Below are 17,029 nucleotides of genomic sequence, written 5' to 3' on the forward strand. Positions count from 1 at the left end.
GCGCGAGGCGGTCGCGTCGCTCTTCGACACCGGCATCGACCCGATGGTCGTCATCCGCTGGAAGGACATCTACGAGCGCCTCGAGGACGCCATCGATGCCTGCGAGCGCGTCGCCAACACGCTCGCGAACATCGTCATCAAGAACGCGTAGCACGCGCCGGACCCGCCGCCCGTCCGCCCATGGATGCCGATCTCCTGCTCTACCTCGTCGTGGCCGTCGCGCTGGCCTTCGACTTCACGAACGGCTTCCACGACACCGCCAACGCGATGGCGACCCCGATCGCGACCGGCGCGCTGCGGCCCAAGGTCGCCGTGCTGCTCGCCGCGGTGCTCAACCTCGTCGGCGCCTTCCTGTCGACCGAGGTGTCGAAGACGATCTCCCACGGGATCATCCGCGAGGACTCGCTGACCGGCAACACGATGCTGCCCATCATCTTCGCGGGCCTCATCGGCGCGATCACCTGGAACATGCTCACGTGGCTGCTGGGGCTGCCCTCCAGCTCGTCCCACGCGCTGTTCGGCGGACTGATCGGCGCGACGATCGTGGGGGCGAGCGTCGCCGCGATCGACTTCGGCCAGGTGCTCAGCAAGGTCGTGCTGCCCGCCGTCATCGCACCGTTCACGGCCGGTGTCATCGCCTTCGCCGCGACGCGCATCGCGTATGCCATCACACGCCGATACGACAACAAGCCCGACGGCCGCGACGGATTCCGCTGGGGCCAGATCTTCACGTCGTCGCTCGTCGCACTCGCCCACGGCACCAACGACGCCCAGAAGACGATGGGCGTGATCACCCTCGCCCTCATCGTCGCGGGCTGGCAGGACCCCGAGCACGCCGACCCGCAGACCTGGGTCATCTTCGCGTGCGCCATCACGATCGCGCTCGGAACGTACATGGGCGGCTGGCGCATCATCCGCACGCTCGGCAAGGGCCTGACCGACGTCAAGCCCGCGCAGGGCTTCTCGGCCGAGACCGCCACGGCGTCGACGATCCTCGCCTCGAGCGCCTTCGGCTTCGCGCTCTCGACGACGCAGGTCGCGTCGGGATCGGTCATCGGCTCTGGCCTCGGCCGCCGCGGCTCGAAGGTGCGGTGGCGCACCGTCGGTCGCATCGCGATCGGCTGGGTGCTGACCCTTCCCGCTGCCGCGGCCGTCGGCGCGGCGTGCGCGATCCTCATCGTGTGGTTCGGCCCTTGGGGCATCGCGATCGACGCGGTCCTCGCCGTCGCGGTCGTCCTCGGCCTGTTCCTGCGCTCGCGTCGCAACGCGGTCAACTCCGCGAACGCCATGAGCGAGGTGGCCGAGTCCGGGCGCGCCGTCAAGGTCAAGCGCAACCCGCCGCCCACGCGGCGTCAGCGCGCTGCGATGCGCGCCGAGGCCCGCCGTGAGCGCGAGGCGGCCGCCGCGGCAGCCAAGCGCGAGAAGCGCGAGAAGGAGGCGTCGAAGTGAACATCACGATCGACTGGATCGCCTTCGTCGAGGTGTTCGCGGCCGCTCTCATCGCCGCGGTTCTCGTGGTCGGCTTCTATGCGATCGGCTTGCGCCTGCTCGTGCGCGCCGGACGCGTGCCGGTCGTCGCGCCGGTCGAGTTCACCGACGCGATCACGGTGATCTCCGAGAAGGAGGCGCGTCGCGCGGCGAAGGCCGCCGTGAAAGCCGCGAAGAAGAACCCCCTCACCGAGGGGCAGAAGCTGTTCGCGCTCGTCTGCGCATACGCGTCGTTCACGCTGTGCGGTCTCGCGGTGCTCGGAGGACTGCTGCTCATCGTCTTGAAGTGACGGCTCACGGATGCGGGGCCACCGGCGCCGCCGCACCGGCACGTAGCATGACGGCATGGAGGTCCCCCAGCCCGTCCAGTTCGGCCAGTACCCGCCTGCCCGGCGCACGATCGTCCACCTCAGCGACACGCACCTGCTCGCCGGGAATCCGCCGCTCGGCGGCCGGTACGACACCGCCGCGAATCTCGCGCGCACGCTCGAGGCGGTCGAGGCGCTCGGCATCCGGCCCGACGCGATCGTGTTCACCGGAGACCTCACCGACCTCGGCGAGCCGGAAGCGTACCGGGCCCTTCGCGCCGTGGTCGAGCCGCTCGCCGCGCGACTCGGATCGCCCGTCGTGTGGGTCGCCGGCAACCACGACGAGCGCCCCGCCCTGCGGCGCGACCTGCTCGACCTCGAGCCCACCGAGGAGCCTGTCGTCGGGGCGTGGGACCTCGGCGGACTGCGGCTCGTCGCGCTCGACACGAGCGTCCCGGGGTGGCACCACGGCGACCTCGACGAGGGACAGCTCGCGTGGCTGCGGAGTGTGCTGTCGACGCCGGCCCCGCTCGGCACGATCCTGGCGCTCCATCATCCGCCGCTGCCGAGCCATCTGCCGCTGTTCGACATCCTCGAGCTGCGGGACCAGGGTCGGCTCGCCTCCGCGGTCGCCGGGTCCGACGTGCGCGCGATCCTCGGCGGGCACCTCCACTACTCCACGAGCGGCACTTTCGCGGGGGTTCCCGTGAGCGTGGCCGCGGCGACCTGCTACACGATGAACCTCGCGAGACCGGCGTCCGAGGTCAACGGAATGGACGCGGGTCAGTCCTTCCATCTCGTGCACGTGTACGACGACACGATCACGCACTCGGTCGTGCCGGTCGTCGACGCCGTGACGGGGGACTACTTCTCGGCGGAGTGGATCGAGCGGATGGCGCGGCTCACGCCCGAGGAGCGGCTGGAGCGCTTCTCCCGCAAGCGCTGACGCGCCCGCTCACGGCCGCGAAAAGCCATCGCCGGGTCGTACATACCACGCGAGCGCACCGTACGGGAGGTACAGCCTCGCCGAACACGCGCGCGGGTACGCTCGTAGGCATCCCATTCCTCTTCCGTGACGACCCACAAGGACAACACGATGTCACTGGACGCGATGACGCGCACCCGCACCGAGACAGACTCCCTGGGATCCATGCAGATCCCTGCCGACGCCTACTGGGGCATCCACACCGCACGAGCCCTCGAGAACTTCCCGATCTCGAAGCGGCCGATCTCGGTGTACCGCGACCTCGTGCGCGCGCTCGCGATGGTCAAGCAGGCCTCGGCGCGCGCGAACAAGGAGATCGGGGTGCTCGACCCCGAGAAGGCCGACCTGATCGACCGCGCGGCCCAGCTCGTGATCGACGACCAGTTCCACGACCAGTTCGTCGTGGGCGTGATCCAGGGCGGCGCCGGCACGTCGACCAACATGAACGCGAACGAGGTCATCACCAACATCGCGCTCGAGCTGGCCGGTCGTGAGAAGGGCGACTACGAGTTCCTCTCGCCGATCGACGACACGAACCGCAGCCAGTCCACGAACGACGTCTACCCGACGGCGGTCAAGATCGGCCTGAGTCTCGACCTGCAGACGCTGCTCGAGGAGCTCGACCTGCTGCGCCGCTCGTTCCTGGCCAAGGCCGTCGAGTTCCACGACGTCCTCAAGGTCGGTCGCACGCAGCTGCAGGACGCCGTGCCGATGACGCTGGGGCAGGAGTTCAACGGCTTCGCCACGACTCTCGGCGAGGACTACAACCGCCTGCTCGAGAACCGGTACCTCCTGATGGAGATCAACATGGGTGCGACGGCCATCGGCACCGGCATCACGACCCACCCCGACTACAGCAACGCGGTGCTGCGGCACCTCCGTGAGATCACGGGCCTCGATCTGGAGCTGGCGACCGACCTGGTGGAGTCCACGAGCGACACAGGCGCGTTCATGTCGTTCTCCTCGTCGCTCAAGCGCAACGCGATCAAGCTGTCGAAGATCTGCAACGACCTGCGCCTCCTCTCGTCCGGACCGCAGGCCGGACTCGGCGAGATCAACCTGCCGGCGCGCCAGGCGGGTTCCAGCATCATGCCGGGCAAGGTGAACCCCGTCATCCCCGAGGTCGTCAACCAGGTCGCATTCGCGGTCGCGGGCTCCGACCTCACCGTGACGATGGCGGTCGAGGGGGGCCAGTTGCAGCTCAACGCCTTCGAGCCGGTCATCGCCCACTCGATCTTCCAGTCGATCACGTGGATGCGCCGCGCGATGCACACGCTCCGCGTCAACTGCATCGACGGGATCACCGCGAACCGCGAGCGGCTCGGTGCCATGGTGGGCTCGTCGGTCGGCGTGATCACGGCGCTGACGCCGTTCATCGGCTACGCCGCCGCGGCCGCTCTGGCAAAGACCGCCCTCCTGACCGGTCGAAACGTGGCGGATCTCGTCGTCGAGGCGGGCCTCATGTCGCGCGAAGAGGTCACGAAGCAGCTGTCGCCCGCGCGACTGTCGGGACTCGAGGCGATCACCGCGGCGATTCCGGTCGTCGACGCGGACTCGGTCACCGACAAGCCGAACGCACCCGATCTCGACGATGTGTGAGTCCTGATTGCCCGCCGTCCGCGTGGGCCGATAGCGTTCCAGGGTCACGACCGAAAGGTGCCCGCATGTCAGACCCGCAGAACCCCGTCGACCCGCAGCAGCCGCCGGCATACCAGCCGCCCGCGTACCAGCCGCCGCAGCAGTATCCCGGCGCCGGTGACGCGGGATCCGGGTACGCCGCCGCGCCTCCTGCCCCGTACGGCCCGCCGGCGACCCCGACCGTGCCGGGCAGGACGATGGGCATCGTCGCCTTCATCCTGTCGTTCTTCGTCCAGCTCGTGGCGCTGATCCTCGGGATCATCGCGCTCGTGCAGAGCAAGAAGGCCGGCCACTCCAACGGCTGGGCCGTCGCCGCGATCATCATCTCGTCTGTGCTCATGGTGATCGGCATCATCGTCGGGATCGTGATGCTCGCCGTCTTCCTTCCGGCGATCGGCGAGCTCGCGCAGCGGTGCGCCGAACTCGGCCCCGGAGTCCACGAGCTGCCCAACGGCCTCACGATCACGTGCGGCTGAGACCGCCGAACACGTGAAGGGGCGGCTCCGCGAAGGCGGGGCCGCCCCTTCCGTATGCGGTCGGCTCGTATGCGGTCGGCAGTGGCTCAGTCGAGGATCCGGCAGTGGGTCGTGAGCGACCCGATGCCGTCGATGCCGACCGTGACCGTCGAGCGGTCGCGCAGGAAGATCTGCGGGTCTCGCGAGTATCCGGCACCTCCCGGGCTGCCGGTCGAGATGAGCGTTCCCGGCAGCAGTGTGGCCGAGCGCGACAGGTGCGACACGAGCGTCGCGACCGAGCGCACCATCTGGCCGGTCGACGCGTCCTGCATCTGGTGGCCGTCCACGATGGTCCAGATGTGGAGGTCCTGAGGGTCGGGGATCTCGTCGGCGGTCACCACGAACGGGCCGGTCGGAGTGAACCCGTCGAACGACTTGCATCGCGACCACTGCGCCTCGGAGTACTGGATGTCGCGCGCCGTGATGTCGTTGACGACCGTGTAGCCCCACACGTGCGACAGGGCGTCCTCGGGCGACACGTCCTTCGCCGGGCGACCGATGATGACGCCGAGCTCGGCCTCCCAGTCGATCGCCTCGCTGAGCGACCGCGGCCAGGTCGTCGTGCCCCCGTGCCCGGCGAGCGAGTTCGGCCACAGCACGAAGACGGTGGGGGTGGAGTCGGTCTTGAGGCCGAGCTCCCCTGAGTGTGCGGCGTAGTTGAGGCCGACCGCGAGGATCACGGGCGGACTCAGCACCGCCGAGGCGAAACCGAGGGTGGTGAGCGGATGCCGCTCCGCCGCGCCGGTCGAGGCATCGGCCACTCTCTCCAGCAGCTCGTCGCCGGCGGCGATGAGCTCTTCGAGATACCTCGGCGCGCCGGGGAAGAGGTTCTCCACGAGGACGGCCGTATCGCCGTCGACGACTGCAAGGCGCGGCGAATCCGACCCCGTTCGGGTCACGTGGGCGAAACGCATCCGTCAAGCCTATTCGGATGTGCGGCGACCTCGGCGCCGACCCTAGGCTGTGCGCATGACGACCAACCCGGACGGACGGCCTTCGCTCGTCCCGCCCCCGTTCCCGTCGCCGCTCGCCCAGCCCCAGATCGGTCACGGCGCCGCCATACCGCCGGTCGGCACACTGCCGGCATCCGTGCCCGTGTCGGTCCCGTCGAGGGTGGGCCGCGCCGCGCCGATCTGGCTGTCGGGCGTCCTCGTGCTGCTGTTCTTCGTCCTTGCGGCGTACTTCCTCAACGCGATCGGGGCGGGGGCGTCGATCGTCGGCATGATCCTCGCGCTCATCCCGCTCGCGGGCGTCTTCATCGCGATCCGCATCGTCGACCGCTGGGAGCCCGAGCCGCGCGGCCTCGTCGTGTTCGCGGTCGCGTGGGGCGCGATCGCGTCGGTCGCGATCGCGCTGGGCGTGGATCTGCTGCTGACGATCCTCTTCGGCCCGATCGACTCCGTGGCCGCGGATGCCGCGTCGGCGGTCATCCAAGCCCCCATCGTCGAGGAGCTCGCGAAGGGCCTCGGCGTCTTCATCCTCTTCGCGAGCGCCCGGCGCGCGTTCGACGGCCCGGTGGACGGGGTCGTGTACGGCGCGCTCATCGGCGCGGGGTTCGCCTTCACCGAGAACATCCAGTACTTCGCGATCAGCCTCATCGAGGGCGGCGTGCCCGACGTCACGGCGACGTTCTTCCTGCGCGGGATCCTCTCGCCGTTCGCGCACGTCATGTTCACGAGCCTCACGGGCCTCGCGCTCGGCCTCGCCGCGCGGCGCGGTCTCACGCCCGGTCAGGCCGTCGGGCCGTGGCTCATCGGCATGGTCGGCGCGATGGGGCTGCACGCGTTCTGGAACGGCTCCGCGGTCTTCCTCGACTTCTTCGCGCTCTACATCACGGCGCAGGTGCCGCTGTTCGTGCTCTTCATCCTCGGGATCATCGCCCTGCGGCGCGAAGAGGCACGGCTCACACGCGCGCGACTCGGCGAGTACGCGGCGGCCGGGTGGTTCACGCCCCAGGAGGTCGACATGCTCGCGACGGGCCGTGGACGCAAGGCCGCCATGCAGTGGGCGATGACTCTGCGCGGGGATCGACGGCCGATCATGCGGGAGTTCATCGCGGATGCCACGGCCCTCGCGGCGGCGCGCCAGCGGGCGATCACGGGGCGCGATCCGCACGCGATCGAGGACGAGCACGAGCTTCTTCGCAAGACGGCGGCCGCGCGCGCGGCGCTGTTCGCGCTGTGACGGCGGGCGATCGGGCGATGCGCCGGGCGGCTCTTGACACGCGCGCGGCGGCTTGGGCATCCTGATGCCAGGTCAACTCAGCGCTCGGTAGACACGCAGGCATCGCCGCGGCACCGGGCGCTGAGTCTTGCGGCGGGTTGCTCCTCGCGTTGACTCCGCACTCCCGCTCGCGTTGTATGGATGCATGAGTGACGACCGCACCAAGCCCGAGATCGATGCTCCCGTGGGGCCCGCCCCCGATGAGCTCGTCATCCGCGACATCATCGTGGGGGAGGGCGCTGAGGCATCGCCGGGCGACACCGTCACGGTGCACTACGTCGGAGTCGAGTACGAGTCCGGCGAGGAATTCGACTCGTCGTGGAACCGCGGCGAGAGCATCCAGTTCCCCCTCCGCGGGCTGATCCAGGGCTGGCAGGACGGCATCCCCGGCATGAGGGTCGGCGGCCGCCGGGAGCTCGTGATTCCGCCCGACCTCGCCTACGGCCCGGCCGGCGGTCACTTCCTCGGGGGCAAGACCCTCATCTTCGTGATCGACCTCATCGAGGTCGGCTGACCACCGCGTCCCGCGTTTCGCACAGGGGGCGGATGCTGCGGCATCCGTCCCCTTCGTCATGCGGCGCGAGAGAATTTTTCATTCGTAGGAATAGATTTGACCGAACGGCGCGTTGGACCAAGGAGTCCGTCGCGCCCGCGGCGGTCCCGAGACGAAGGATGAGCATGACCGACACGACCGCCACCGCCACCCCGATCGACGTTCCCGGCTACAAGGCGGGCACCTGGGTGCTCGACCCGTCGCACAGCGAGGTCACGTTCAGCGTGCGCCACATGATGATCTCGAAGGTGCGCGGCACCTTCGGCGTGAAGCGCGCGACGATCGTCGCCCCGGAGAACCCCCTCGAGGCCACGGTGGAGGCGAGCGTCGACGTGACGTCGGTCGACACCAAGGACGAGGGTCGCGACAACCACCTGCGTTCCGCCGACTTCTTCGACGCCGAGAACCACCCGACGATGGAGTTCCGCTCGACCGGCACGCGCATCGAGGACGGCGACTTCCTCGTCGACGGCGACCTCACCATCCGCGGAACGACGAAGCCCGTCACCTTCGAGCTCGAGTTCGGCGGCTTCGGCGTCGACCCGTGGGGCAACTACAAGGCCGGCGCGACGGCGAAGACCGTCGTCAACCGCGAGGACTTCGGCCTCACGTGGAACGCGGCTCTCGAGACCGGCGGCGTGCTTGTCGGCAAGGACGTCACGATCACGCTGGACCTGCAGGGCGCGCTGCAGCAGGACTGACGCAGCAGATTCGAGAGCGGATGCTCCGACCCATCGCACCGGGTCGGGGCATCCGCTTCGTCATGTCACGGCCCGTGGGCGCGGGCGCGGGCGCAGACGATTCTGCGCGAGCAGGATCCCGAGGAAGACGACCAGGGCGCCGACGGGCTCGTTCCATGAGAGGCGCTCGCCGAGGATGAGCACGCCGAGGGCGACGCCCACGAGGGGCGTGATGTATGTCACGGTCGACGCGCGCGTCGGGCCCCACGCCCGCACGGCGTTCTGGTTCCAGATGTACGCGACGCCCGTGCCGAGGCAGCCGAGCAGCACGATGCTGCCGACGACCCAGAAGTCGAGCCGCACGGGGGAGAGTACGAGCACCGGCGTCGCCAGCACCATGATCGCCGCGGCGATGCCGATGTTCAGGAACGAGAACATGAGGGCGCTCATGCCGGTGTTCGACACGAACCGGCGCATGTAGGTGAGGCTGAAGCCGTAGCACGCGGTCGCCCCGAGGATCGCGATCTGCGCCACGATGCTCTGGTTGAAGTCGAGCCCCTGCCAGGGTGCGATGATCACGACGACGCCGAGGATGCCCGCGAGGATGCCGGCGATCTGCGTCAGCGTGAGCTTCTCGACGCGGAAGATCAGGCCCGCCATGACCGCCGTCATGATCGGCGTCGTGGCGTTGTAGATGCTCGCGAGGCCCGACGTCACGTACTGCTGCGCCCACGAGAACAGCAGGAACGGCACGACGCAGAACGACACCGCGAGGACCGTCATGTGTCCCCAGATGCGGATGCTGCGCGGCAGCGCCTCGCGTCGCGCGAGGACGAACACCCCGAGCGCGAGCGCGCCCAGCACGAGCCGCGACCACGCGACTTGTGCGGGAGCGAGCCCCGTGAGGGCCACCTTCATGAAGAGGAAGCTCGAGCCCCAGACCAGTCCCGCGAGCGTGAACTGGATCGCGACCGACGCGTTGGACCCGGCGCGGTCGCGCACGACGGGGAGGGGAGCGGTTGCGGTGTTCACCCGGGTGACTCTAGACCCGGGGTGCGACCGTTCCGGCGGTCGGGCACTGCGACGTCCGACATCCGCCGTTCTTCGGCCGGGTGACTACGCTCCGCGAGGTCAGGGAGTGGGGTGGAGTGCGTCGTACTCGCGGAAGCGCGGGTTCAGGCGCACGAGCAGGCCGACCAGCCCGATGATGATGAAACCGCCGATCAGCGGCGGGAACCACAGCGTGGTGAGGGTCGCGAGGGTGCCCGCGTAGAGGGCGCCGATGCGCGGACCGCCCGCCACGACGACCGTGAAGATGCCCTGCAACCGCCCGCGCACGGCGTCGTGCACGGCGGCCTGCATCATCGTCGAGCGGTAGATCGAGCTGACGTTGTCGGCGGCGCCCGTGATCGCGAGGGCGACGCACGCGAGCACGATGAGGGTGATGTTCGGATGCGTCGCGTCGACCGTCGGGGGAGCGAACCAGCCGAGCGCGCCCGCGACGAGCACGAGGCCGAACAGCACCGTCGCGGCGCCGTACACCTGGATCGAGCGCTGGATGCCGATGCCGTGACGCCGCACGCGTCCGATCGGACCGGAGAAGAGGCTCGAGAGGAACGTGCCCGCCGCGACGGCCGCGGTGAGGGCTCCGGTCGTGATCGACCCGCCGCCCAGCAGCACCGCGCCCACCGCGGGGAACAGCGCGAGCGGGTTGCCGAACGTCATCGCGATGATGTCGAGGATGTACTGCAGCCGGATGTTCGGGGCCCGCTTGAGGAAGCGCCAGCCGTCCTTGAGCGACTCGAGGCCCGGCCGCACGGTCTCGCCTTCGGGACGGATGCGGGGCAGCGCCCACAGCCCGAGGAAGAGCGACAGCATCAGCACGACGTCGATCGAGTACGTCCATGCGTAGCCCGCGAATGCGACCAGCACGCCCGCGAGCGCGGGGCCGGCCATGACCATGATGCCGAACGTGATTCCCTGGAGCGCGGCCGCCGCGGGGAGCAGGTCGCGCGGGATGAGTCGCGGCACGATCGCGGCGCGCGTGGTCATGACGATCGAGTTCGCGGCCGAGTTCACGGCGCTCAGCGCGTACAGCCACGCGACCGTCTCCTGCTGCGTCCACGCGAGCACCGCGAGCAGCACCGTCGAGGCGAACGTGACCACGGCGGCGAGGAGGGCGACGAGGCGTCGGTCGAAGGCATCCGCGAGCATTCCGCCGTACAGGCCCGCGAAGATCATCGGCACGAGACCGAAGACCGCCACCATCGACACCGCGAAGGTGTCCTGCGTCAGCTCGTACACGTGGAGCATCACCGCGACGATCGTGAGCTGGCCGCCCAGCCCGGCGAGCGTCGACCCTATCCACAGGCGCGCGAACGCCGGGCTCGTGGTGAGCGGGCGCAGGTCGATCAGGTGGTCGCGGCGCAGGCGCGGCATCCGCCTCGGACCGTTCCCGCCGCTCACTCGGCGACCTCGACGCGCTTGATGCGCGACGTGTGGCCGCCCACGATCTCGACGCGGCTCGGCGCGACGCCGAAGTGGTCGGCGAGCACCCGGACGACCGCCGCATTGGCGGCGCCAGCGACCGCGCGCTCGCGCACGTACACGGTGAGGCCGTCGGCGGATGCCTCGACCAGGGGGCCCTTGCGGCTGCCCGGCTTGACGCGGACCGTGTATTTCACCCGATCGAGGGTACCGGCGCCACGGGGTGCGGCCTCCGGCGCCATCCTCGCCCAACGGGAGGCGGGATCCGGTCGATTCCGCGTGCGTCTCGGACGCTGGTAGACTCTTCCGGTTGCCGTTAGATCGGCCGCGGATAAAGAGAGCTCACGCAGAGGGCGTCGGGCGCCGCGCAACGACGAGGAAGGGGATCACTTTATGGCACTGGATGCAGAGGTCAAGAAGGCGATCATCGAAGAGTACGCGACGCACCCCGGTGACACCGGATCCCCCGAGGTGCAGGTCGCGATGCTGACGCAGCGCATCAAGGACCTGACCGAGCACCTCAAGGAACACAAGCACGACCACCACTCGCGTCGTGGGCTGTTCCTGCTCGTCGGTCAGCGCCGTCGTCTGCTCGGCTACCTCCAGGACATCGACATCGAGCGTTACCGCAAGCTGATCGAGCGTCTCGGACTCCGCCGATAACGCGACCAGCGTTCAATCGCGCAAAACATTCTTGGAAGGCCGCCCCCAGGTGTGGGGGCGGCCTTCACCGTTGAGCGTCGACACCCCTGTTGCGACGGTAGGAGATGGCGCCGGCGCAGGACCGCTGTCGGGTCCCGGATCCTCCGCGCGGACCATCTCCTGCCGCCAGGTCAGGGAGCGGACGGCGCGGCGGGCGCGGGGGCCGGGGTCGAGATCACGACGGACTTCGTGCGCGTGTAGTGGTGGAGCGCCTCCGGGCCGTTCTCGCGGCCGTAACCGGAGTTCTTGACGCCGCCGAAGGTCAGCGTGGGGTCGAGCTTGCCCCACTCGTTGACCCAGATGAGGCCGGCCTCGAGCTTCTTCGAGACACGCATCGCCTTGACGATGTCGGACGTCTGGATGCCCATCGCGAGGCCGTACCGCGTCGAGTTCGCGAGCGCGATCGCCTCCTCCTCGGTGTCGAAGGTCTGCACCGTGAGCACGGGGCCGAAGACCTCTTCCTGCACCGCCTCTGCGTCGTTGGGGAGCCCCGTGATGATCGTGGGGGAGAAGTAGTAGCCGCCGTCGAGGTCGACGCGTTCGCCGCCTGTGACCACGGTCCCGCCCTGCGCCTTCGCGCGCTCTACGAAGCCGCTCACACGGTCGAGGTGGCGCTGCGACACGAGCGGTCCGATGATCGTGCCCATGTCGTCGATGCGGCCGATCGGAACCTGCGGGACGGCCTGCGACAGGATCTGCAGGAACGTGTCGTGGAGTTCGCGCTGCACGAGCAGGCGGACGCCCGCCATGCAGAACTGGCCCGAGTTGAACACGAACGCGTTGATCGTCGCGTTCACCGCCGAGTCGATGTCGGCGTCGGCGAACACGACGTTCGCGCCGTTGCCGCCGAGCTCCACCATGACCGGCTTGAGCAGCTCGCCCGCCTTCGCGGCGACCTTCGAGCCGACCGCCGTGGAGCCCGTGAACGCGATCATGTCGATCTCCGGGTGCTCGACGATGCGCTCGCCGAGCGCGGGGCCGACGCCCGTGATGAGGTTGTAGACGCCGTCCGGGAGTCCGGCATCCGCGAAGATCTGCGCCAGGATCACAGCGGACAGGGGAGTGTCCTCGGCCGGCTTGTGCACGATCGAGTTGCCCGCCGCGAGCGCCGGCGCGATCTTGGACGCGGTGAGGATGAGCGGGAAGTTGAACGGCGTGAGCGCTCCGACCACGCCGATCGGCTCGCGCACCGTGTACTGGAAGGCGGGGAGGGTCGTGTCGCGCAGCGCGCCCTCACCCGTCTGGGCGAGCGCGGCGTAGTACTCGAACGTCTCGGCGGCCGTCGGCACGTCGACGACGCGTGCGAACAGGATCGGCTTTCCGACGTCGGCGCTCTCGGCCTGCGCGAGCTCCTCGGAGCGCTCTCGGATGAGGGCGGCGATGCGGATGAGCACGCGGGCACGCTCGCGCCCGGAGAGGCCCGACCACACGCCGCTCTCGAACGACGCTCGTGCGGCCGCTGCCGCGGCGTCGACGTCGTCGACGGTCGCCCACGCGACATCCGCGATCTTCTCGCCCGTGGCGGGCGTGACCACGTCATGCCTCTCGCCACTGGACGATTCGCGCCACTCGCCGCCGATGAACAGCCTTCCGGTGGCGGTCGCGAGCAACGTATCGGTCATGTCTTCTCCTCATCGAGATGCACCTGGCAGCGCAGACCGCTTCGGGTAATTTCAGGCGGCCTGATCTGTGCCGATTATGGCGACAACCCGTCGCTCGGTCAAACAGCTCGATGAGGGACTCAGAGACGCAGGCGTCTCAACCGGATGCCGCGGCCCGCGCGGCGAGGAGGTCGGCGTGCCAGCGCTCGGCGACGTCCGGGTGTGCGCGCAGCCGCGACTTGAGGGCGTTCTCGCCGTACAGCGAGTGGATCGGGTTCGAGGGGTCGTGGGTGACGCCGCGCGCCTGTGCGGCGAGCTCGGGCGGCAGGTCGATGAGCGGCAGGCGCTTGTCGAGCGCGGGGTTGAAGAAGAACGGCACCGAGATGCGGTCGTCGGGGTAGCGCGGAGAGATCACGCGATGGTTCGTCGCGAGGAGGTAGCCCTGCGTCGCGTACTCGAGCATCTCGCCGATGTTGACGACGAACGCACCGGGGACCGGGGGAGCGTCGACCCACTCGCCATCCCGCTCGACCTGGAGCCCGCCCTTGCCCGGCTCGATCCACAGGAGCGTGAGCACCCCTGAGTCCTTGTGCGCGCCCACGCCCTGCTGCGGGGTCGGGTCCTCCTTGCCGGGGTAGCGCACGATCTTGATGAGCGTCGAGGGCTCGCCGAAATGCTCGTCGAAGTACGTCTCGGGTGCGCCGAGCGACAGCGCCCACGCGCGCAGCAGCTTGCGAGCGACGCCGGAGAGGTGGTCGTGCCACTCCGAGACGACTTCGCGCAGCTCGGGCTGCGCCTCGGGCCACAGGTTCGGCCCGATGAGGCGCGCGAAGTCCGGGGCATCCGGATCGTCGACCGCTTCGCGCTCGGGCCCGATGTCGATCTGCTCGCGCCAGTCCACCTTGCCCTGCGTGCGCTCCCCGCCGACGCGCGTGTACCCGCGGAAGTGGGGGCTGTTGACGTTCTCGATCGCGAGCTTGTCGGCCTCGGGCAGCGCGAAGAAGTCACGCGCGGCGCGATGCAGGCGGCGCTCGAGCTCGGGCGTCACACCCGTGCCCGTGAGGTAGAAGAACCCGACATCGTGCGTCGCGGCGCGCAGCTCATCCCGGAAGCGTGCGGCCGCCTCGGGGCCGCGGTCGAGCTGAGAGAGATCGAGGATCGGCAGGCTCAGGTCGCTCATGCGCCGAGAATAGGCACGGTCGATGCCCGAGCGCTCGAATGTTGCCCGGCGTTACCGTGGGGCCATGCGCTCTGTCGTCGTGCTCCGTCTCGCCGTGCCCTCCGTGTGGTTCGGCCTCGTGCTGGGGCTGTCCTTCATAGAGACCCCGCTCAAGTTCCAAGCGCCGGGCATCACGCTCCCGCTCGGGCTGGGCATCGGGAGGCTCGTGTTCACCGCCCTCGCGATCGCGGGCTGGGTGCTGCTCGTGACGATCACCGCGCTCGCGGTGCCGCGCCCGCGCGTCGACCGCGCGGCATGGGCGATGATCGGGGCGATGTGGGTCGTGCTCGCGGTGCAGACGCTCGTCATCCGCCCGCTCCTGAGCGCGCGCAGCGACATCATCATCGCGGGCGGCGACCCCGGTCCGTCGATCCTGCACTACGCGTACGTGGCGGTGGATGTGATCCTCCTGGCGCTTCTCGTGCTGTGGGTCGTGCGCGAGGCGAAGCGTCTGCCGCTCGCGCTCGCCGACTCGGGCGGGCCCACGGCGTAGCATCCGGTCCGGGCCGTTGCGCTCGCGCGCGGGGACCGCTATGTCTGTCTCATGACCGCGATCTCGCGCGCCGTTCTCGTCACCGGATGCTCCACCGGCATCGGCCGTGAGATCGCGACAGTGCTCGCATCTCGCGGCTGGACCGTGTACGCGACGGCGCGACGGCTCGAGTCGATCGCGGACCTCGAGAACGCCGGATGCCGCACGCTCGCGCTCGACGTGACGGATGAGGAGTCATCCCGCGCAGCGGTGGACGCGGTCGTCGCAGCCGAGGGCGCGGTCGGCGTGCTCGTCAACAACGCGGGGGTCAACGAGCTCGGGGCGACCGAGACGCTCCCCGTCGACCAGGTGCGTCGCATGTTCGAGACGAACGTGTTCGGGGCGCTGCTCCTGACGCAGCTGGTCCTTCCAGGCATGCGGAAGCAGCGGTGGGGACGCATCGTGACGATCGGCTCGATGAACGGGCGCTGGATCATGCCGGGCATCGGGGCGTACGCGGCGACGAAGCACGCTCTCGAGGCGTTCACGGATGCCCTGCGCTACGAGGCGCGCCCGTTCGGCATCGACGTGTCGCTCATCGCGCCGGGGATGGTGACGACGCGATTCGGGCACGCAGCGGCGGAGCGGCGCGACACCGAGCAGGTCGACCCGGCGTGGGACGACTTCAACGAACGTGTCGCCGCGCTGACGCTGTCGTGGGACCGCGGGCCGCAGGCCCGCCTGGCGTGCACGCCGGCCGATGTGGCGGAGCGCGTGCTGCGGGCGGTGGAGGCGAAGCATCCGCGTGCCCGCTACCGCGTCGCCCCGTCGGCGACGCTCATGCTGGGGCTGCGTCGCGTGCTGTCGGAGCGGGCGTTCGAGCGCGTGCTGCGCACGCAGTTCCCGTCGCCGAAGCCGGGGGCCTAGCGGTACCTAGCGGTCGGGGCGCTCCTCGCCCGCCGGTCTCAGTCGGCGGGTCGTCTCGCGCGGCCGCCGCGAACCCGTCGGGTCGTTGCGTCGCCCCTCGCGCCGGGCGAGGTCGCGATCGGCGAACAGCCACGCCGGCCGCGGCTCGATGAACGGCCGGAACACCCACCTGACCGGCCGCGTCGCGAGGCCGAGCGAAATCAGCACCGACGCGACGATCACGATCGGCAGCCACAGCCACGTCGGCTCGAGATGGCGCAGCACGCCCGACTCGCGGAAGGGGTACAGCACGAAGGAGTGCAGGAGATAGACGTACATCGTGTACTGCCCGAAGTGCGTCCACCAGTGTGTGCCGCGCGGGACGAGCGCGAGGAACGCGGTCACGAGCACGAGCGCGATCGCGATGAGCGCCAGTCGCACGCCGCCCGCCCACCACTGCGTGCCGCCGATCGACGAGTAGTTCTCGTCGTAGAACAGCCACGCGCCGAGGTTCATCTCGCGCCAGTCGTCGATGAAGAACCATGCGACGAGCCCCGCGACGGCGAACGTGCCGATCGCGCCCGCGAACACCCACCACGGCCGGCGATCGAGCAGTCGCAGGCGCTCGACGATGTCGTGCTCGCGCAGCCACCAGCCGAGCGTGAAGAACGGCAGCAGGCCCATCGTGCGCGACAGCGACAGCGTCGAGTCGATGTTCGGCAGGTAGCCGGCGCCGATCGAGATCACGATCGTCCACGCGAGCGGCCACCGCAGGAGCGCGAGGTAGGGGAGCACGAGCCGGAAGATGCCGAGCGCGAGCAGGAACCACAGTGTCCACGAGGGCTGCGTGAGATTGGGGTTCGCCTGCCCCTCGACGAGCCACTTCGTGAGAGTCCACAGCGCCTCGAAGATGACGTACGGCACGAGGATGTCGGTGATCACGCGAGCCATCTGCCGTCGGCTCGGCGAGTCCGAGCGCGAGAAGTAACCCGAGATGAGGGCGAACGCGGGCATGTGGAACGCGTAGATCACGAGGTAGAGCCCGAGCGCGATGTCGGAGTCGTACGTGAGTCGTTGGATCGCATGACCGAGGACGACGAGCGTGATGCAGGCGAACCGCGCGTTGTCCCAGAAGGGCACTCGGCGCTTCGCGCGCGGCGTGCCGACGCTCCCCGTGGCCGGCGAGGCGGGGGATCCGGATGCCGCGGCTGCGGCCGCGCTGTGTGAATCGGTCATGGCGGCGAAGCCACAC

General features: G+C 69.5%; 18 protein-coding genes. 11 read left to right on the forward strand and 7 right to left on the reverse strand.

Translation table 11 applies throughout. The features are described from left to right. The first annotated feature begins 180 nt into the window (after positions 1 to 180). The 5 genes from VNR19_RS02225 to VNR19_RS02245 all read left to right on the forward strand — a co-directional run bounded on the left by VNR19_RS02225 (position 181) and on the right by VNR19_RS02245 (position 4,895). Positions 181 to 1,449, forward strand: a complete 1,269-nt coding sequence (locus VNR19_RS02225) for an inorganic phosphate transporter (RefSeq protein ID WP_325723457.1) — start codon at positions 181 to 183, stop codon at positions 1,447 to 1,449. Then, complete coding sequence (locus tag VNR19_RS02230) at positions 1,446 to 1,778, forward strand: peptidase (protein ID WP_325723459.1); 333 nt, start codon at positions 1,446 to 1,448, stop codon at positions 1,776 to 1,778. The genes VNR19_RS02225 and VNR19_RS02230 overlap by 4 nt, the downstream gene beginning before the upstream one ends. Before the next feature lie 55 nt (positions 1,779 to 1,833). Continuing rightward, complete coding sequence (locus VNR19_RS02235) at positions 1,834 to 2,742, forward strand: phosphodiesterase (protein WP_325723461.1); 909 nt, start codon at positions 1,834 to 1,836, stop codon at positions 2,740 to 2,742. Between the two features lie 150 nt (positions 2,743 to 2,892). Next, the gene (locus tag VNR19_RS02240; protein ID WP_325723629.1) at positions 2,893 to 4,380 is read left to right on the forward strand and encodes an aspartate ammonia-lyase; all 1,488 of its coding nucleotides are present in this window, start codon (positions 2,893 to 2,895) and stop codon (positions 4,378 to 4,380) included. A gap of 65 nt (positions 4,381 to 4,445) precedes the next feature. Further along, entirely contained in the window at positions 4,446 to 4,895 is a 450-nt protein-coding gene (locus VNR19_RS02245; RefSeq protein ID WP_325723463.1) for a DUF4190 domain-containing protein, read from the forward strand. Between the two features lie 86 nt (positions 4,896 to 4,981). On the opposite strand, the gene VNR19_RS02250 is transcribed toward VNR19_RS02245, so the two are convergent. Beyond that, on the reverse strand, positions 4,982 to 5,848 hold the full coding sequence (locus tag VNR19_RS02250) for a fumarylacetoacetate hydrolase family protein (RefSeq protein ID WP_325723465.1): 867 nt from the start codon (positions 5,846 to 5,848) through the stop codon (positions 4,982 to 4,984). Between the two features lie 55 nt (positions 5,849 to 5,903). On the opposite strand from VNR19_RS02250, the gene VNR19_RS02255 reads away from it, so the two are divergent. From VNR19_RS02255 to VNR19_RS02265, 3 genes are all read left to right on the forward strand, one after another. Beyond that, positions 5,904 to 7,118, forward strand: a complete 1,215-nt coding sequence (locus tag VNR19_RS02255) for a PrsW family intramembrane metalloprotease (protein WP_325723467.1) — start codon at positions 5,904 to 5,906, stop codon at positions 7,116 to 7,118. 184 nt (positions 7,119 to 7,302) lie between these two features. Continuing rightward, a complete protein-coding gene (locus VNR19_RS02260) occupies positions 7,303 to 7,671 on the forward strand; it encodes an FKBP-type peptidyl-prolyl cis-trans isomerase (protein ID WP_325723469.1) in 369 nt (122 codons plus the stop codon). A gap of 164 nt (positions 7,672 to 7,835) precedes the next feature. Then, on the forward strand, positions 7,836 to 8,411 hold the full coding sequence (locus VNR19_RS02265) for a YceI family protein (protein WP_325723471.1): 576 nt from the start codon (positions 7,836 to 7,838) through the stop codon (positions 8,409 to 8,411). A gap of 60 nt (positions 8,412 to 8,471) precedes the next feature. On the opposite strand, the gene VNR19_RS02270 is transcribed toward VNR19_RS02265, so the two are convergent. The 3 genes from VNR19_RS02270 to VNR19_RS02280 form a co-directional block, all read right to left on the reverse strand. After that, on the reverse strand, positions 8,472 to 9,422 hold the full coding sequence (locus VNR19_RS02270) for a DMT family transporter (RefSeq protein ID WP_325723473.1): 951 nt from the start codon (positions 9,420 to 9,422) through the stop codon (positions 8,472 to 8,474). Between the two features lie 99 nt (positions 9,423 to 9,521). Beyond that, positions 9,522 to 10,829, reverse strand: a complete 1,308-nt coding sequence (locus VNR19_RS02275) for an MFS transporter (RefSeq protein ID WP_325723475.1) — start codon at positions 10,827 to 10,829, stop codon at positions 9,522 to 9,524. Positions 10,830 to 10,852: 23 nt separating this feature from the next. Beyond that, entirely contained in the window at positions 10,853 to 11,074 is a 222-nt protein-coding gene (locus tag VNR19_RS02280) for a DUF167 domain-containing protein (protein WP_325723477.1), read from the reverse strand. A 196-nt stretch (positions 11,075 to 11,270) separates the two neighbouring features. On the opposite strand from VNR19_RS02280, the gene rpsO reads away from it, so the two are divergent. Beyond that, entirely contained in the window at positions 11,271 to 11,540 is a 270-nt protein-coding gene (rpsO, locus tag VNR19_RS02285) for a 30S ribosomal protein S15 (protein WP_179491015.1), read from the forward strand. 170 nt (positions 11,541 to 11,710) lie between these two features. Here the strand turns inward: rpsO and VNR19_RS02290 are convergent, their stop codons facing one another. Continuing rightward, entirely contained in the window at positions 11,711 to 13,201 is a 1,491-nt protein-coding gene (locus tag VNR19_RS02290; RefSeq protein WP_325723480.1) for an aldehyde dehydrogenase family protein, read from the reverse strand. 136 nt (positions 13,202 to 13,337) lie between these two features. After that, a complete protein-coding gene (locus VNR19_RS02295; RefSeq protein ID WP_325723482.1) occupies positions 13,338 to 14,360 on the reverse strand; it encodes an isopenicillin N synthase family dioxygenase in 1,023 nt (340 codons plus the stop codon). 64 nt (positions 14,361 to 14,424) lie between these two features. On the opposite strand from VNR19_RS02295, the gene VNR19_RS02300 reads away from it, so the two are divergent. Together VNR19_RS02300 and VNR19_RS02305 are read left to right on the forward strand one after the other, a co-directional pair. After that, positions 14,425 to 14,892 carry a hypothetical protein gene (locus VNR19_RS02300; RefSeq protein WP_325723484.1) on the forward strand — a complete coding sequence of 156 codons (468 nt, stop codon included), beginning with the start codon at positions 14,425 to 14,427 and terminating at the stop codon, positions 14,890 to 14,892. A 51-nt stretch (positions 14,893 to 14,943) separates the two neighbouring features. Next, positions 14,944 to 15,798 carry an SDR family NAD(P)-dependent oxidoreductase gene (locus tag VNR19_RS02305; RefSeq protein WP_325723486.1) on the forward strand — a complete coding sequence of 285 codons (855 nt, stop codon included), beginning with the start codon at positions 14,944 to 14,946 and terminating at the stop codon, positions 15,796 to 15,798. 6 nt (positions 15,799 to 15,804) lie between these two features. Here the strand turns inward: VNR19_RS02305 and VNR19_RS02310 are convergent, their stop codons facing one another. After that, positions 15,805 to 17,013, reverse strand: coding sequence for an acyltransferase family protein (locus VNR19_RS02310; protein WP_325723488.1), 1,209 nt, complete (start codon positions 17,011 to 17,013; stop codon positions 15,805 to 15,807). Positions 17,014 to 17,029 lie beyond the last annotated feature (16 nt).

It is taken from the genome of Microbacterium sp., assembly GCF_035556355.1.
Taxonomy (GTDB): Bacteria; Actinomycetota; Actinomycetes; order Actinomycetales; family Microbacteriaceae; genus Microbacterium.

What these genes read in the sequence shown, in the direction of transcription:
- VNR19_RS02225 (WP_325723457.1), top strand. Translation starts at nt 181, where the DNA reads ATGGATGCCGATCTCCTGCTCTACCTCGTCGTGGCCGTCGCGCTGGCC.
- VNR19_RS02235 (WP_325723461.1), top strand. Translation starts at nt 1,834, where the DNA reads ATGGAGGTCCCCCAGCCCGTCCAGTTCGGCCAGTACCCGCCTGCCCGG.
- VNR19_RS02240 (WP_325723629.1), top strand. Translation starts at nt 2,893, where the DNA reads ATGTCACTGGACGCGATGACGCGCACCCGCACCGAGACAGACTCCCTG.
- VNR19_RS02245 (WP_325723463.1), top strand. Translation starts at nt 4,446, where the DNA reads ATGTCAGACCCGCAGAACCCCGTCGACCCGCAGCAGCCGCCGGCATAC.
- VNR19_RS02250 (WP_325723465.1), bottom strand. Translation starts at nt 5,848, where the DNA reads ATGCGTTTCGCCCACGTGACCCGAACGGGGTCGGATTCGCCGCGCCTT.
- VNR19_RS02255 (WP_325723467.1), top strand. Translation starts at nt 5,904, where the DNA reads ATGACGACCAACCCGGACGGACGGCCTTCGCTCGTCCCGCCCCCGTTC.
- VNR19_RS02260 (WP_325723469.1), top strand. Translation starts at nt 7,303, where the DNA reads ATGAGTGACGACCGCACCAAGCCCGAGATCGATGCTCCCGTGGGGCCC.
- VNR19_RS02265 (WP_325723471.1), top strand. Translation starts at nt 7,836, where the DNA reads ATGACCGACACGACCGCCACCGCCACCCCGATCGACGTTCCCGGCTAC.
- VNR19_RS02275 (WP_325723475.1), bottom strand. Translation starts at nt 10,829, where the DNA reads ATGCCGCGCCTGCGCCGCGACCACCTGATCGACCTGCGCCCGCTCACC.
- rpsO (WP_179491015.1), top strand. Translation starts at nt 11,271, where the DNA reads ATGGCACTGGATGCAGAGGTCAAGAAGGCGATCATCGAAGAGTACGCG.
- VNR19_RS02290 (WP_325723480.1), bottom strand. Translation starts at nt 13,201, where the DNA reads ATGACCGATACGTTGCTCGCGACCGCCACCGGAAGGCTGTTCATCGGC.
- VNR19_RS02295 (WP_325723482.1), bottom strand. Translation starts at nt 14,360, where the DNA reads ATGAGCGACCTGAGCCTGCCGATCCTCGATCTCTCTCAGCTCGACCGC.
- VNR19_RS02300 (WP_325723484.1), top strand. Translation starts at nt 14,425, where the DNA reads ATGCGCTCTGTCGTCGTGCTCCGTCTCGCCGTGCCCTCCGTGTGGTTC.
- VNR19_RS02305 (WP_325723486.1), top strand. Translation starts at nt 14,944, where the DNA reads ATGACCGCGATCTCGCGCGCCGTTCTCGTCACCGGATGCTCCACCGGC.
- VNR19_RS02310 (WP_325723488.1), bottom strand. Translation starts at nt 17,013, where the DNA reads ATGACCGATTCACACAGCGCGGCCGCAGCCGCGGCATCCGGATCCCCC.